Origin of the sequence: Glycomyces sp. MUSA5-2 (assembly GCF_037034145.1) — a bacterium.
GTDB lineage: Bacteria > Actinomycetota > Actinomycetes > Mycobacteriales > Micromonosporaceae > Glycomyces > Glycomyces artemisiae.
Map to the genome: position 1 here is coordinate 263548 of NZ_JBAGKG010000006.1, position 14988 is coordinate 278535.

Consider the following 14988-nt stretch of genomic DNA (forward strand, 5'->3'; position numbering starts at 1 on the left):
TTGGTTAGCAGAGACGGATTCCAACCCCAGGAGACATCGTAAGGCGCTCAGGCTAAGAGGGGGCAACACGGACGGCCAGGATCGTGCGGCGGGACGTAATAGAACGATCGTGGGGCAACCAGCGCGGCGCGCCAGCCGCTGTACCCGGACGAAGCACCGACCAGCAACGGTGGGCGCGGCGGGGCGTGGATCGAGGCCAGCCCCGAGCGCCGCGTCGCGCCACCGTGCAAGGCCACATGGCCGCAGTCGGTGATTGGCGGCCCGACCGGTGGTGCTGCCCGCCTACAGGTGCTTGCGCTGGTGGGGGAACGGTGCTCAGGCGGTGGCGACGTCCGGTCTGCTCTGATTCGGCGCTGGCGGTGGTACGGAGAGCTCCCGCTCATGCCGTTTGATCATCCGGGCCCGCCAGGAGCGGCGCCATTCCTGCTCTTCGTCGGGCACGTCCTCGGCCATGTAGCCGGCACACATCGCCGCAGGAGTGCCTAGATCGGGACCGGTGTTGTGGCAGACCACGAACTCATCAGCGGCGGCGACCTGGTCGAGGTAGTCGGCCAGCGCCTGGGACTCGAGAAGGCGCTTGTCGGTGTCGCGGTGCAGGATGCACGAGTAGCAGCGCGCCGCGCATACTCGCAGGCGTCCCATCTCGGGATCGGTGACGTCCAACCCGGTGCGGGCATCGTCGTACAGTGAAAGGTCCTGCGCCACATCTGGAGCCTACCGTGTGACGCATATCTGCAGCGCCTGCATCCAGTCATCATCCGCAGGGTGGAGACGTCGTCTTCATGGGCCTGTGTGGCTCGCCGAGATCCTCGCCTGCACGCGCTTGGACGGTACGCTGACAGCGATGCGCGAGAATGAACCCAGGAGCTCCCGGTCTGCACCGAACACCACTGACGTGCCGGACACGTCTTGGACTGCACCGCCCCGATTCGAGGACGTCCTTGCTGACACGAGCGTCGACGTGCTCGTCTTCGCTGATATTGACGGGGTACTCAACGCCCGCCGCCCGAAATGGGACTCGCGGATCGAGCGTCGCCACGTCCGCACCGAGACCGGTGAGTATAACGTCACCTGGTCCCCGGCGCTCGTCACCGAACTGCGGCAGCTCGACCACCATCCCCGGGTCCGCCTGGTCTGGCTTACTTCCTGGGGCCCGGAGGTTGCGCCCTTGGAGGACCTGTGGGGTTACCTGCCGCGCTGGCCGCGGGCCATCCCCGAGCTGCTGCCGACCGGAGAGGTCCCGGCCGCGAAGCATGCGGTGATCGACCGGGTCGCGGCAGCCGGACGCTCCTATGTGTGGTGTGACGACGAGCTCGCCGGGGACGTCGACGACGTGACCGAGTTCGGCGGCCTGCGTCTGGAAATCCGGCCGAAGAGCCGACACGGGCTTGAGCCAGTCCACATCGAGCGGATCTGGGGGTTCATTGCCAAGGTCGTCGCAGGAGAGGATCGCCGGGCCTTGCGGGACACTGCCGGCTGATGACATCTCAGGTGTGGAGGCGACCCTAGCGGCCTGATCGCGCGCCTCCTGGTACCGGACCTGGCCCGTCTAGCATGACGACCCGTCTGCCAGTCGGTTGCGACTGCGTCAACGCGACCGAGCCCCTAGCCCCCAACACCGAGGCGGCAATGGCACTGCCATGAACGACGAAGCGACCCAACCGAACTCATCGACGTTGCCGCTCACCTTCCCGTGGTACCGCACTGGAGTCGCGTCGAGAGCCGCTGCGTCCATGAGCTCATTGCCCTTACCCCGCGGTGGTCGCGCTGGCCTCCGCGAATGCTTGCCGTGCCTCGCGCTGGCTGACTTGCAGCAGCCGTGCAACCTCCGGCCACGGCACCGCTTGCGAACGCAGCCGCACCACCGCCGCGGCCAAGGCCGCGCGCTCGCGCTCGCGCGCCTGCTCCAACGCATCCATCTCCGGACCATCCAGCCGGACGCGAACGGTCACCTGATCGAGGCCGATTTCGCGCGCCAGCGCGAGCGCGGCATGGCTGCGCTCACGAGCCTGGTCGAGCGATCGCCCGCACGTCCACACCCCGTCTGCGGGCAGCTCGACCACCCACAGGCGTCCGTGCCGATGCACAGGAACGGTCACCACAGGCACCAGTTCGCGTCCTGCCTCGCTCATGCCGCTTCCAGCCAGGTCAGCACCGCGTCGACCGCGGCCTGGGGCGGATCCGCCGCGGGGAGGGTGACTTCGCGGCCGCCGATCGTGTACACGGCATGCAGCCCATCGCTGCGCACTAGATCCAACGCGGTGCCGCGCTGCTCGGCGGCGTACCGCAACTGCCCCAGCGGATCACCGGCCAGCCGCTCCGCAGCGTCCATGCGCATCATCCGCGCCCATGCCCCGACCGTGAACACCGCAGGATGTGCGATCTGCCGCGACCACGTCCACTCCGAGATCGGGTTCGGCGCCCACCCCGCCCGGTTGCACCGACGATTGAACACCGCGTACCCCGTCAGGCGCGGATTCAGCAGCAGCTTGCGGATCCGCTGGACCGACCACTGCCCGCCCGGCCTGTCGTAGGGATACAGGTCGAGGTCGGCGTTCAGACGGTCCCTGATGTCGCGATAGTCGGCCTCCTCGCGCAGCCGCCATTGCGCCATCAGCTCCACCGCGGCCCAGCGGCGTGCGTCCGGGTGCTTCGCCAGACGCCGTTTCGCCCGGCGCAGGAACCGGTCGTCGGGGACCGGCGCATCAGGATCGATGACCGAGATGTACGGATACGGTGCGGCGCCGTGGCTGTAGCCCTGTGCCGCATGCTCGCGCTGGCCGCGCCCGGAGGACTCCAGCATCTGCGCGCGGAAGATCTCGGCGTGAATCTGGGAGCCCCGGCGCATGTGCAGCTCGCTGGCGGACAGGGCCCCGGGGCGCTGTTTCGGCGGCTCGGTGGCGTAGACGAGCTCGACGTGGTGGCGTTCGAGGAACGTCTCGACGGTGAGGATGGCGAGCATGTCGCGGGCGGCCCTGTCGGAGCGTTCGCAGATGACCCGCGTGATCGTGCCGGCTTCGACGGCTGCCAGGAGGTCGTTGATGCCGCCGTCGCGGCGCAGCGGCACCCCCAGCTCGGCGTAGTAATCATCATCGTGCTGGCTGCGGTCCTGCAACTGGGTGTAGCCGCTCTCCACATCCCAGAAGTACTGGTCGAACTCGGAGCTGTCGGTCAGGCGTGCAGCGCAGACCGACGCCTGGCCGGGAATGGACGTACGTGGATCCTGATTGTCCTTGGTGGAGGTTCGTCCCAAGAACGCGGTGACATGCACGCGATTGTCCCCGGGGCGCGTGAATCCGGGAAGGTCGGAAAGATCGATCGGGGCGGTCATACATCAGGTTTCTGTCTTGGGCCCCGGTGAGGTGCTCGCGGATGGCGAAACCGCGTCGAGGCAATGGAAATGACGGGACGGTCTGAAGCGACAAGAACCCGCGCATGCGGGATACGACCGACAGGGTACCTGAACTGCTCGGTTCGCCAGGTGCCTGCGCGAGGGTCTCGGCGACTTCGTGGGCTCCCGTATTGGGGTCACGCGACCGTATTCACGCTTCGGGGTGCGCTGATGACGTGAAGAGTCTGGCTGTGGAAAGTCTCCGGACACCGATTCGGACCTTCAGGCATATCCGTGTCCTGTGATCCCAGATAGGAGTCGTGATGGCCATTGGGCACGGGATGGCTCGGCAACGGATTCGTAGGCGTGAAAGTCAACATTTTTCTAGCAGAGCTGTAATCGCTGCAAGTGCGAATCTGCCTTCTGGACTGGCGTTTACCACGAGTCTGCTGTCAGGATCATGAATGTGAACACCCAGAACTAGTCGTTGTTCAACTCGATCTTGGTCGATTCCATATCGTCGCTGCTGAGTTCACTCAGGATGAAGCGCCCGAATTGCGGTAACTGTGCTGACTCCGCGCTTGCTGCGTCGGCGACCGAACCGGCATTGAGAATGCAACACGACCACAAGGAGGCAACCGCCATGCGACACATCGAGACGATCCTCATCGACGACTTCGACGGCACCTCCGGCGCCACGCCGGTCCGATTCGCCCTCGACGACCGCGTCTATACCGTCGACCTCTCACCCAAGCACGAGGACGACCTGCGGCGCCTCCTCGCGCCTTACACCGAGGCAGGGACCCGCGAGGGGCGACTGCGCATCGCCGGGCGGACCACCAAGAGCACCGCCGGCGAGCGGCAACCGCGTGCGAACGCCGGCCACAACGCCCAGATCCGGGCATGGGCCCAACGCAATGGGATGGCGATCGCCGAGCACGGCCGCATTCCCGGAGCGGTCAAGGCCGCCTACCAGCAGGCCCTAGCCGAGCACCAGACCCGGCGTAGCGGACTCGCCGCTGCACGCCAAACAACAGCAGCGGCCGGCACCGCCGACCCGGTGCTGAACCCGGCCGTCCCGGCTCCGTAGCCGATCTTGGCCGCTGGGCCGTGGTGCAACCCCGCCCAGCCGCATCCGCCGACGGCGCGGCTGCATGCGACGGCCGCACCGGGAACGCACCGATCACCAACGACAGCAAAGGCAAACCGATGACCACCGAAACCACCACGACGCTGCGAGACGACCTCTCCGGCGAGCCCGACGCCACCACGATCGTGTATGCCCTCGACCGACATCTCTACGCGATTGACCTCTCCGAGGCGAACGCGGAAAAGTTCCGTGCGCTGCTCGCACAGTACATCGAGGTCAGTACCGTGATCGGCCCGATCCGGACGCAACCCGGTCGCATGAGAACCAAGGCTGAGGCCGCCATCACCGGCCGCCCGGTCCCGTCGGCCGGCCGCATCCAGGGGGCGATGAGCGATGTCTACCAGTAGACGGCCGAGCTGGCCCGCACTCGCGGCTGCCGTGGCCTCCAGCGCGCTGCTGGTGGTCGGCTGCTCCTCTCGGGCACCGGTCCCCGGGGAGGGCGGGACGATGAACCCTGATGGGAGCGACGCGGATATCGGATCCTACTCGGTCATGGCCGAGTGGGACGGGTGCACCGCGCTCAACGACCTCGCTGCGCTCGAGGAGCACATGGGCATCACGGCATGGGGGACGAATGGTCTGATATCGACGGACATCCCCGGCGGCATGGACGGCGAAGCGTACAACTGCACCGCGTACGTTGCGGCATTGCCCGCCTACGAGCACAAGTCCGAGGTCACCGGCAACCGGACTTTCTCAGGTAATACGAGCATCGATGTCGGAGTCGCCCCGTGGGACTCGGACACCGAAGCCGCAGAGAATTTTGGGGAGCGGGTTGAGCAGCTTACCTGGGCGCTCGACACTGGCGGTACCGAATACTCCGGCGTGGTGAGTGGGGCGTTCCCGCAGGAGGCGGCAGGCGAGTGGGACGACTCCTATTACCATGGCGGGCGGTCGAGCACCGGCTATGTGCTCTCGGCCATCGCCCGCAAATCCGATGTGGTGATGTACGTATTCGCCGACTACTCCAACGACCCGGCCGTCACCATGGGCGAGGACCCGGTCTACCCGTTCACCGACCAGTCGTATACGGCCTGGATACTCAGGGACTACCTGCCCGCGACCTACGAGCACGTGATGGCGCTGAAAGCGGAGGGCACACAGGCCGGCGTCGCCGCCGAGTAGCCCGGTTGCACGGAGCCGAGGTCGCGCGGCAGCGGGGTCCGACCTTGGGACGCGCCCGGCATAGAGCACTGGCTCGGGGGGACGGGCAGGGATCGTGCGTGTTGTCCTGCGCTTGGCTGGCGGGAGGGCTGATGATGAGAGGCGTGGAGTTCGCAGTGCGCTACCGGGTCGACCTTCGCCGGGGTGGCCGGTTGGAGGACCGGGTGTATCTGCACGCGGTGGGTGAGGACCGGACGGCGCGGATGCTTGCGTTCGGGTCGCGGCGCCGTCGCGGGCGCCTGTATCCGGGCGAGCGGCGCGAACTGGTGCGGGAGTGGGCTGACGGCGGGCAGGACTGGATCGCGTGGCGTGCTGGGACTGATGAAGGGCGGGCCGAGGAGGCGGGTCTGGGGTCGCTGCGGGCGTACCGCCGGGCCGCGCACCGCCTCGGCATCGCCTGGCGCCGGTGGTGGCCCGCGATCGTGCCGGTGCTGCTGGCGGTCTTCGCGTGGGGCGTTGGCGGCACGGTTGGAGCGGTCCTGGCAGGCATCGCGGCCGGACTGGGGCTCGGGGCGGCCTTCGCGATTGTCCTCGGGCGGTTGCCGGTGCGACCGCCGCCCGAGGCGCCCTGTGATCGCACCGGTGACGAGTGGACGGCCCGCTTCGCTGCCGATGCGCTCCTCCAGGAAGGCCCGGTGCAAGCCGTGGCCGAGGCGCTGCTGATGCGCATTCAGCACTTGGCGCGCATGACGGGCACGGTTGGCCCCGGTGTGATCCGGCCCGAGCTGGTCGATGCGATGGCGCGGGGCCCGGAGGTCCTGGCGCGCGTTCGGTGGCTGTGCGAGCAGGCCGAGGCCGATGCGGACCGACCGGCGGTCGTTGAAGCGGTTCGGACCGAGGCGCGACTGCGAGAGCTCCAGTCCCTGCAAGCCAGCGGCCGCAGGGGCACCGCAGGCGCACAGTTCGACGCCGCCGTGGCGCTCGCCCGCCGAATGCACCGCGACACCTGCCGGGACGCGAACTGGTGCGCTGTGCCGGGCTGCCGCAGAACGCCCGCGAAGCACGACTACTGCGTCACATGCGCGGACCTGAATGCCGCCTGAGCGCACCCGAGGGCGGCGGGACTCGTCGCTGTCAGGTGCTGACCTTCGGCGGGGACATCGGGTGCCGCGAACGTCTGCGCCGGGCGATTGGGTGGGCGCAGCGTCGCGGGGCCGCGTCAGCCGTATCCTTCTCGCCTGACCGCCGTTCCACCCTCATGGACGACACCTTGATAAGTCGGCCCCAATTCCATAAGGCGGCAAGGGCCATGTGTCACAGCATGGTCCGATGCGCCACTGCGGGAGACGACCGGTCATCGATGGCATATCCAAGGTCGCGAGTCGGCATCGGACAGACTCAAGCCCGTAGCGGCTGATCGAGATCGAGGGGCGACCTGGGGGTTCCACTTTGGGGCGTGTTCCGCTACGCTACGTCCAACCGCTTCACCGCGGAGCCCCGCCGCCGCGGGGATGAGCCATGTTGCCAACACTGCACGAGTCTGAGCATGGCGTACGCCCCGCTCCTGCGGGGATGAGCCGCCTTTTGATGTGCCGGAGCGTAACCGGCGATTGTCCGCCCCGCCGCCACGGGGATCCTGTTTTTGTGAACGGAGGCGCTCCGTTGCGCCGACTTGAGCATGCCCAGCGGCGGCCGTCGACCCGGTACCGTCTGGGGGACCACGCCGACCCTCAAGCACGCCGCGCCAATACCGAGCAGGGCCGGGCGTCAGCGCGCCGGATCCAGGCCGCCCGGTTGGAGGCTGTTGCGCCCACGCTGCTGGCCGCGATTGCTGCGGGCGTGAGCCTGGCCGAGGCGTGCGCGTCGGTGAAGGTCTCGGTGCAGGCGGTGCACGGGCGACGTCAATGGGATCGGAACTGGTGCGAGCGGATCGATGCGGCGCTTATGGACGGCAGAGATCCACGCCGCTCCCACGGCGTCGCCTATACCTACATCAAGTACCGGTGTCGGTGCCCTGAGTGCCGCACCGCGAATCAGGACCGCAAACACTCAGCTTGGGCAGGGTGAGTCGCGAAGCCGTCGGCGTCGCACCACCTAATATCGAGCGGGACGGGGGCGACCACCGGTTGGGCACCGCGAGGATCCCCGGTTCTGCCCCGCCTGCACGACTCGACGGCTGCCATGTGTGGAAACGCGCTGCGGACAGTGTGAAGGGGGGTCGTCAGACCCCCCCCAGGTTCCCCGCAGGTGCGGGGCTCAGCGCCTCAGGCGTCCACACATACGCGACGGCTCACGGCTCATCCCCGTTAGTACGGGGCTCAGTTATGCCATTGTCCATTCGTCCATGACGGTGACTGGCTCATCCCCGCAGGTGCGGGGCTTCCTCTCAACGCCAGGCTTCCAAGCCGGCTCATCCCCGCAGGTGCAGGGCAACTTGTACCTAAAATCCTATCTCGGATCATCCCCGCAAGTACGGGGCGCGTCGGGCGTCCCCGACCACCTCAACGTAGCACCCCCGGGCCCGATGTGGGTCCCCCGGTTTTTCACGGTGCGAGATCCGTCTAGTGACTTCAGTTCCGGCATACGAGGCAGGGGCGGAGGTGCTCGGGCAGGCTCCGGCCCACGGTCACCCATGAGGTGGCATCGCGCTCGGGGATGAACTCGACGGTGCCGAGCCCGCCACACGCCTCGCACCCCTCAGACCCGGGCACCGGGACGGGCAGCGCAGTGACCAGGCCGAACGGTTCGTCCACAGCGTCCATACACGCCACGCTACGCCGCCACTGTGACCCCAGGAACGCGCCCCTCGCGCTGGTGGCGGGGGTCGGCCTCGACGGGCGAGGACGTGCAGCCGAATTCACGAGGAACGAACGGCCAGCCATGTAACCCGGTCCGCCCCCAGGGTCGATGCCGTCACCGCCGGGCGTGACGATCGTTGACCTGGGTATGGACCCGAATACCCCCTTCCTCGATTTCGGCGACCTCCACCGCCTCCTCGACAGCGCCTTCGACGCCGATGATCCGCTCGCCGTCGGCTACGTGTCGTCGCTGACCATCGGGCTCGGCGCCACTGAGGTCACCGAGGTCACCTGGCCTCACTTTGACCGGGACCTGCGCGGTGTGTGGCTCCCGACCGAGGAATGGGTGCCCGAGATCAGGGAGCTGGTACCCACCCGCGCCCGCCATCCCATCGGGCCGCGCACCGCTGCGGCCCTGGACTGGCACCGCCGCCAGCAGGAGCAGGCGGCCAAGGCCGCGGGCCCGGTCTGGAAGAACCCGGCGCAGCTCGTGTTCACCGATGGGACCGGCAGGCCCTGGAGCATCGGCGACCTCGACCGGCGTCTGCACCACCGCTGCCGCGCCGCAGGGCTCGATCCGCGGAACTGGCGGACCCTCAAGACCGCCGCGCTCATCGAGATGATCTCGTTGGGTGTACGCCCGTGCGCGCGCGATGCGTGGCGGCGCCCGAGCGGTTCCCCGACCGGGAAGCGCCTCCTGTCCCACACCGCGGACCAGATCGACGAGGCCACCCTCGCACCAGTATCGGCACCCTTCGCATGACCGGGCCCCGCGTCCGCGCCCTGCCCGGCACCGACCGGCAGACCAGGCGAGGGTCAGTGGCTCGCGAGCCGCCGCGCCGTCCAACTTCCTCAAAAGTCGTGAGCGCCAAGGAACAGCGCGCGTCATGATGATTCCTCACACGATGCGATGCCAAGCTTGTGGGTGGGGGCGGTGCGAGTACGCGGGCGGCGCGTACTGTGGCCGGTGTGCATGAGCAGCCGGGTGTGATCGCGGCGCGGCGAAGCGCGCGAGCGATTCTCATCGACCAGTGCGACCGCCTGGTCCTCATACGACGAGTCAAGCCTGGCCAGGCGCCCTACTGGACCACTCCCGGCGGCGGCGTCGAGGACACCGATGTCTCCGACGAGGCGGCCCTGCGCCGTGAACTCGCCGAAGAGCTCGGCGCCATCTCGGGCCCGGTACTGCCGGTGTACTTCATCAGGACCACGGAAGGGAACCGGGTGGGGACACAGCGGTTCTTCCTCACTCGTCTGAAGGCGCTGGACGAACTGAAGCGCTCGGGAAGCGAGTTCCTCGATCCGGCCAGGGGCGCCTATCTGGTCGACCGGATCACGCTGTCGTCCGACGCGCTCGCCGATGTCGAGCTGCGGCCCCAGACACTCCACCAATTTCTCCTGGAGAACCATGCCGGTCTCCTGGCGGAACTGATGCGACTGGAGCAGGAACCGACGACAGCCCGGCCTGATGTGCAGACGTCCACCTGAACACCGACTGCAAGATCCGGGACCTCGAGGAGCAACACGTGGCCCGTGCCGTGGGATCAGGGGCACCGGGTGTCCAATGCGATCTGCACGGCAAGCAACCATGTGAAGATGGAGCTGGCAGGCACCGCCGTGTGCCTGCTGTGTTGAGAGCGTTTTCGAAGGGACGGTGTGCGGCATCTATGAGTGCAGTCGGCGCCCCATTGATCGCGATAGCGGTGGTGCTCGCCGGGTTCTCGGTCGTGGCGAGTCTCATCGCGCAGCGCCAGGGCCGTATCCCCAGCGAGTGGACACTGCGGCTGCCGGTCTTGATCGTGTTCCTCGCGTTGCCGTTCATGGTGAGGTGGCTGATCCAGTTGATCGACCCTTTTCCGGGAACCGAGGAGAGTCGGTCCGCGCCGATGCCTGATTGGCTGTCCGCGGACTCGGCAGCGGCGACCGCCGCGATCGTCGCGGCGACGGGACTGATCGCCGGAGCTATCTGCTTCCTCGCACGGGCACGCGTGCAGCACCTGTTGGCCCGCGAGGTCGATGTGGCGTTGCTACGTGAGAGGCGCCGCCACGGCTAGGCTCCAACCGTCAACAAACTCAGGCACCGCGTCGGCTGGCCGGAGATTCGCCGCACCGTCGCTTCGGCCGCGAACCCACTTTAAAACACTATCGTGCTGTTTACGTGGATAATCGGGTGCGCGCACCCCATGCACCCGGCGCGGAAGCGGCCGCGCACCCTGCCTATATAAGGGGCCTGGATCTATCGGTGTCCGGTGAGACGATGACTTGCCGAACCGAACCAACTCGAAGCCACCGCTGGCGGTCAACCGCTACGGCGGTCTGGACGTGCCCTTGTCGGTCTGGACTGTCGACGGGGAAACCGACCTTGTCGCGGGGCTCCTGGTCGAAATCGCCCCGACCGGCCCGGTGGCCGCGATCGACCTGCCTGGCTGGACCGCGATCCCACGCTCGGGCCGTTGCACGCGCGCTTACAGCCGCTCCCGCACCACCAGCGCCCGCGAGCTCGCGACCCTGCCAGACGCTGCCCGTCAGCGAGTAGCCCACCACCTCGTCACCAAAACGACGCTCGCACCGAAGCTTCGGCCCGAGAACGGCCTGGGGATGGTGTGCGCCTCCAGCTGGCTCCTCCACTGCCCTGGAGGACTCGAAAGTGCGCTCACCGCGCTCAAGCCCGGCGGAGTACTGGCCGTTCTTGGGCGCACCGACCAGGACGCCATCGACATCGCCACGCTCGTCGACGCCGATACCAGCGGAGGCGGTGCCTCCTCGCTCGATTTCACCGCCTACCTGATCGCGACCGCACCCGAAACGCTCGACGCTGCAGTCCGCGCCGCCGAGGGCGAGCAGCCGGAGGCCGAGCGGCACTGGGCGGTCGGCATCTGGAGTAAGCACGCCCGACGGTCGGGAGGCACCCGTGCGTAACCCGAAGATCCCCGTCCCGAGCGTGTGGGCGACCGGCCAGCTCCAACCTCGGCACCAGCGCAGCAGCGCCTACGTCGCCGGCAACCGGCATCCGGCGAAGATGTGGCCCGCGATCGCCAGGACCGCGATCGAGCGGTACTCCCGGCCCGGAGACGTGGTCCTCGACCCGATGGCCGGCGTCGGCACCAGCCTAGTCGAGGCGATCCTGGCCGGTCGCTGCGCCTACGGCGTCGACCTGGAGCCCGAATGGGTCACCCACGCCAGGGCGAACGTCGCGGCTGCACTCAAGACCGGCCCGGGCCGGTGGGGTGAAGTGTTCCAAGGCGACGCCGGCGACCTCGCCGCACTGCTCGATCGCGGACGCCTGAAAGCGCCCGTGGATATGGTGCTCACCAGCCCGCCCTACGGGGCGGTCACCCACGGCCAGCCCGACACAGCCCGGGTCACCGGAGGAGCGATCCGCAACCGCAACCACCGCTACGCCGAGGGCAAAGCAGCGGCCGAGTCGCTCGCGACCTCATCGCTCCCGCGCCTGTCCTCAGGACTGGAACGGGTCTTCACCGGCTGCCTCCTGGCACTCAAGCCAGGCGGGCACATGGTGGTCACCGCTCGGCCGTTCACTGACGCCGGACGCCTGGTCGACTTCCCCTCCCTCGTCGTCAGGGCTGGACTCGCGACCGGGTTCGCCCTCGTCGACCGCTGCGTGGCGCTGCTAGCGCGCTGGGACGGCACCATGCTCCGCCCGCACGCGACGTTCTTCCACCTGACAAACACCAGGAATCTCCGCGCCCAGGGACGACGAGTCGTTCTGCGAGCGCACGAGGACGTGCTCATCTTCCGGAAGCCGCGATGAGCAGCCCAGAGCACTCGGGCGTTGGCAACGGTTCGATGGCCGGAACCGACGCAGGAGCATGCCGCGCTGAGGACTCGACTTCCCCCGCGAGTCCTCGTACGGTCCGCGGATACGGGGCCGACATGTCCGTTGAGACCGGAATCGACGAGGGCGTCGATTCGCGGCCTGACCTCATGGAGTTCAGCGCCGTTCTCGATGTGCAGTACGTCTACGGCCCCGAAGCACTGCGCCTTCGTCAGGCGCAATCGGACGCGATACGGGAGGTCCTCGAATGCATGGCCACGAGCCGAAACCGACAGAGCAAGAAGCGGGAGACGCCAGAGAATCCGGGGCAGTGACGCGAGCGGCGTGGACCGGGCGGGTAGCTCATGCTGCTGATGACCCAGGTCGGGCACTGGCGGCGCAACTTCGCTGGTCGGCCGACGCCCTTCCTCCCGGCGCGGAGCTCACGGCACGGTTCGCTGACATCGGATCGGGCTGCGCAGCCCCGGCAGACCGCGGACGCGAGCAGGACTGGACTGCGATCGTACTTCCGTTTGACCGCGACGGCGGGCTTGCCGACCTCCTCTCCGAAGTCGGCCGAGCGGATCGGCGATTCGAAGTCGTGGTGTGCCATGCGCACTCAGCCCTGGCCCGCAACACCCTGGTCTACCAACAGATCCGGAGCCGACTCCACGAATGCGGTATCAGGCTCATCGTCGCCGACGAGCCGAACGACGCGCGAGCAGGTGTGCGATGAGTAGCCCTGCATCCGTACAAGAGTGGACCGGGCCACGATTCTCGCGCGGCAGCGACTCCATCTTCACCCCCGCTGGCAGCGACTTCATCACCGTTGCCTGGGTCGGGCGAACTTCAACCTACGATGCCCAGGATCCGACGCTGTCGCTGCCTCGACAACTGCGCAACTCCACGGACAAGCTCCCCGCCAACGCCGCTGTGGTCGCGCACTTCTACGACATCGAGTCCGGCCGACTCGACCTTGACAAGCGCGGCAAGGGCAAAGCCCACGAACGGTTCAACATCCCCATCCCACGCGACGGCGGCATCGACGACCTCCTCGCCGAAGCCGAACGTCCCGACCGGCGCTTCGACATCGTCATCTGCGAGGACATCTCCCGCATCGGCCGCAAGTCCTACATCTCCACGCAGATCGAGAACCGACTCGAACAGGCCGGAGTCATCCTCATCGCCGCCGACGAACCGTACGACTTCTCCCGAATCGGCCGCCGGTCAAAACGCTCGACCCAGATCCTTACCCGACGGGTCAAGCAGGGCGTCTCCGAGTGGTACGTGACCGAGATGCTCGAGAAGTCCTGGGATGGCTTCGAAGAGCACGCGCAGCAGGGCTTCAACATCGGCAAGCCCTGCTACGGGTTCCGGGCCGAGAGCATCCCCCACCCGGTCGGCGCCAAGCGCGCCAGAGGCATGAAGAAGACCCGGCTGGTCACCGACGCGGTCGAGTGCGCTGTCGTGCAGAAGATCTACCAATGGCGGATCGCCGAACAAACTGCGTACCAGGCCATCGCCGACCGGCTCAACGCCGACCTGGTGCTGAACCCACCGCCGATCCCCGTCGACCCGACTCGAGCAGTCGGACGCTGGACTTACTCGAACGTCCGAGAAGTCCTCACCCAGCCCAAGTACACCGGGTACATGGTGTGGAACCGGCGAGCGCGCAAGGGCGCAGGCCGCAACCGCATCAACCCGGTGGAGGAGTGGGTGTGGTCGCCGATGCCGATCCACGAGGCGATCATCGACCTCGACACCTGGCTGCTGGCCCAAGAAGTCCACGGCCAGAAAGACCGCTCGCGCTCCGCCGCCGGCAAGAACCGTAAGCCTGGAACCAAGCGCGTCTACCGGCTCCGCAGCTACATCACTTGCACGATGTGCGGCAGACGCATGTGCGGAAACACCATGAAGGGCCACGTCTACTACGCGTGCAACCCCAAGCCCGCCTGGCGCGGCCCCGAACACCCAGGGGCCATTCGAGTTCGGGAGGACCAGCTCCTCAAAGCGCTCGAGGGTTTCCTGAACGACCGGGTCTTCGGGACCTATCGGCACCGGCTGGACGACGACGAGCGTGCCGACCGCCTGATGCGAGGCCAGCGCGAACACCACGAGACCGTCGCTGCCCTTGAGAAGGCGATGAGCGACAACGAGGTCAAATCTCGGCGGTTGGTCAGCGCACTCGAAATCGCCGACGATCTCGACCAGGCCCTTCTCGGCGACATCAGCCGCAGGCGTGCCGAGCTCGACGCGGAACACCGCGCCCTTGCCGAACGTCGAGCCGCCTTGCTGAAAGAGGCCGCGCCGACCGAGAACCCGGGTCTGCTCGATGGGCTCCCGGTCGGATCGGTCGACCTCGGGTCGCTCCCCGACGAAGTCTCCCGCCGACTGTTCGAGTCGCTCCGGCTGGAGATCAGCTACGACCACGACACCCGAACCGCCGCCTTCAAGATCACGTTGATCGGCGAGACCATCGACTCGGTCAGCACCACGGCAACCCAGATCGTCGGAATCGCCGAGGAGCGGTCAGAAACGCGACCTGCGGAATCGCGGCTGGCGGGGGCCGAAACCGCGGCCCGGCGCGTAGAGGTTCTGCAAACAGCCTTGCCGGGGGCACTCTGCATCAGCCCAGCTAGAGGGCATTTTTCCTTCCAAACCACGAGGGGATCACCCCTGCCCGCAGGCGGCCATGGAGCCAAAAGGGGGGCTATGGGCTCGACGATTGGGCAAAGGCCGCTGCTGAATTCGACCCCCGCGCCTCAAGCGCTGCCCGCGCAGGGGATCACTGCCGATGACGGCACCTACTTCCAGCGGTAGGGCGCCGTTG

At 67.6% G+C, this 14988-nt stretch carries 17 protein-coding genes; 12 read left to right on the forward strand and 5 right to left on the reverse strand.

Annotation, left to right across the window (positions count from 1 at the left end; translation table 11 throughout):
- Nucleotides 1–315: 315 nt before the first annotated feature.
- Nucleotides 316–705: a hypothetical protein gene (locus tag WA640_RS20175; protein ID WP_335990074.1), complete on the reverse strand. Its 390-nt coding sequence runs from the start codon at nt 703–705 to the stop codon at nt 316–318.
- Nucleotides 706–844: 139 nt separating this feature from the next.
- On the opposite strand from WA640_RS20175, the gene WA640_RS20180 reads away from it, so the two are divergent.
- Nucleotides 845–1480, forward strand: coding sequence for an HAD domain-containing protein (locus WA640_RS20180; protein ID WP_335990076.1), 636 nt, complete (start codon nt 845–847; stop codon nt 1478–1480).
- Between the two features lie 268 nt (nt 1481–1748).
- Here the strand turns inward: WA640_RS20180 and WA640_RS20185 are convergent, their stop codons facing one another.
- The 3 genes from WA640_RS20185 to WA640_RS20195 all read right to left on the reverse strand — a co-directional run bounded on the left by WA640_RS20185 (nt 1749) and on the right by WA640_RS20195 (nt 3976).
- The gene (locus WA640_RS20185) at nt 1749–2132 is read right to left on the reverse strand and encodes a hypothetical protein (RefSeq protein WP_335990077.1); all 384 of its coding nucleotides are present in this window, start codon (nt 2130–2132) and stop codon (nt 1749–1751) included.
- Nucleotides 2129–3331 carry a recombinase family protein gene (locus WA640_RS20190; RefSeq protein ID WP_335990078.1) on the reverse strand — a complete coding sequence of 401 codons (1203 nt, stop codon included), beginning with the start codon at nt 3329–3331 and terminating at the stop codon, nt 2129–2131. The genes WA640_RS20185 and WA640_RS20190 overlap by 4 nt, the downstream gene beginning before the upstream one ends.
- 480 nt (nt 3332–3811) lie before the next feature.
- Nucleotides 3812–3976 (reverse strand): hypothetical protein, encoded by a 165-nt coding sequence (locus WA640_RS20195; RefSeq protein WP_335990079.1) that lies wholly within the window; start codon nt 3974–3976, stop codon nt 3812–3814.
- On the opposite strand from WA640_RS20195, the gene WA640_RS20200 reads away from it, so the two are divergent.
- The 4 genes from WA640_RS20200 (at nt 3975) to WA640_RS20215 (ending at nt 6688) form a co-directional block, all read left to right on the forward strand.
- Nucleotides 3975–4421: a histone-like nucleoid-structuring protein Lsr2 gene (locus tag WA640_RS20200; RefSeq protein WP_335990081.1), complete on the forward strand. Its 447-nt coding sequence runs from the start codon at nt 3975–3977 to the stop codon at nt 4419–4421. The two genes, WA640_RS20195 and WA640_RS20200, sit on opposite strands and share 2 nt — an antisense overlap.
- Nucleotides 4422–4540: 119 nt before the next feature.
- On the forward strand, nt 4541–4828 hold the full coding sequence (locus WA640_RS20205; RefSeq protein ID WP_335990082.1) for an Lsr2 dimerization domain-containing protein: 288 nt from the start codon (nt 4541–4543) through the stop codon (nt 4826–4828).
- Nucleotides 4829–4928: 100 nt separating this feature from the next.
- Nucleotides 4929–5606: a hypothetical protein gene (locus tag WA640_RS20210; protein WP_335990084.1), complete on the forward strand. Its 678-nt coding sequence runs from the start codon at nt 4929–4931 to the stop codon at nt 5604–5606.
- Between the two features lie 143 nt (nt 5607–5749).
- Nucleotides 5750–6688 (forward strand): hypothetical protein, encoded by a 939-nt coding sequence (locus tag WA640_RS20215; protein ID WP_335990086.1) that lies wholly within the window; start codon nt 5750–5752, stop codon nt 6686–6688.
- Between the two features lie 1467 nt (nt 6689–8155).
- Here WA640_RS20215 and WA640_RS20220 read toward each other — a convergent pair.
- Entirely contained in the window at nt 8156–8347 is a 192-nt protein-coding gene (locus tag WA640_RS20220) for a hypothetical protein (protein ID WP_335990088.1), read from the reverse strand.
- 184 nt (nt 8348–8531) lie between these two features.
- Between WA640_RS20220 and WA640_RS20225 the strand changes: the two genes are divergently transcribed.
- The 7 genes from WA640_RS20225 to WA640_RS20255 all read left to right on the forward strand — a co-directional run bounded on the left by WA640_RS20225 (nt 8532) and on the right by WA640_RS20255 (nt 14978).
- Complete coding sequence (locus WA640_RS20225; RefSeq protein ID WP_335990090.1) at nt 8532–9146, forward strand: hypothetical protein; 615 nt, start codon at nt 8532–8534, stop codon at nt 9144–9146.
- A 206-nt stretch (nt 9147–9352) separates the two neighbouring features.
- Nucleotides 9353–9871, forward strand: a complete 519-nt coding sequence (locus WA640_RS20230; protein WP_335990091.1) for an NUDIX hydrolase — start codon at nt 9353–9355, stop codon at nt 9869–9871.
- Nucleotides 9872–10050: 179 nt separating this feature from the next.
- Nucleotides 10051–10437 carry a hypothetical protein gene (locus WA640_RS20235; RefSeq protein ID WP_335990092.1) on the forward strand — a complete coding sequence of 129 codons (387 nt, stop codon included), beginning with the start codon at nt 10051–10053 and terminating at the stop codon, nt 10435–10437.
- Between the two features lie 208 nt (nt 10438–10645).
- Nucleotides 10646–11302: a hypothetical protein gene (locus WA640_RS20240; protein WP_335990093.1), complete on the forward strand. Its 657-nt coding sequence runs from the start codon at nt 10646–10648 to the stop codon at nt 11300–11302.
- Entirely contained in the window at nt 11295–12155 is an 861-nt protein-coding gene (locus WA640_RS20245) for a TRM11 family SAM-dependent methyltransferase (protein ID WP_335990096.1), read from the forward strand. Before WA640_RS20240 ends, WA640_RS20245 begins: the two co-directional genes overlap by 8 nt.
- A 122-nt stretch (nt 12156–12277) precedes the next feature.
- Nucleotides 12278–12493 carry a hypothetical protein gene (locus WA640_RS20250; RefSeq protein ID WP_335990097.1) on the forward strand — a complete coding sequence of 72 codons (216 nt, stop codon included), beginning with the start codon at nt 12278–12280 and terminating at the stop codon, nt 12491–12493.
- Nucleotides 12494–12890: 397 nt separating this feature from the next.
- Complete coding sequence (locus WA640_RS20255; RefSeq protein WP_335990098.1) at nt 12891–14978, forward strand: recombinase family protein; 2088 nt, start codon at nt 12891–12893, stop codon at nt 14976–14978.
- Nucleotides 14979–14988: the final 10 nt, after the last annotated feature.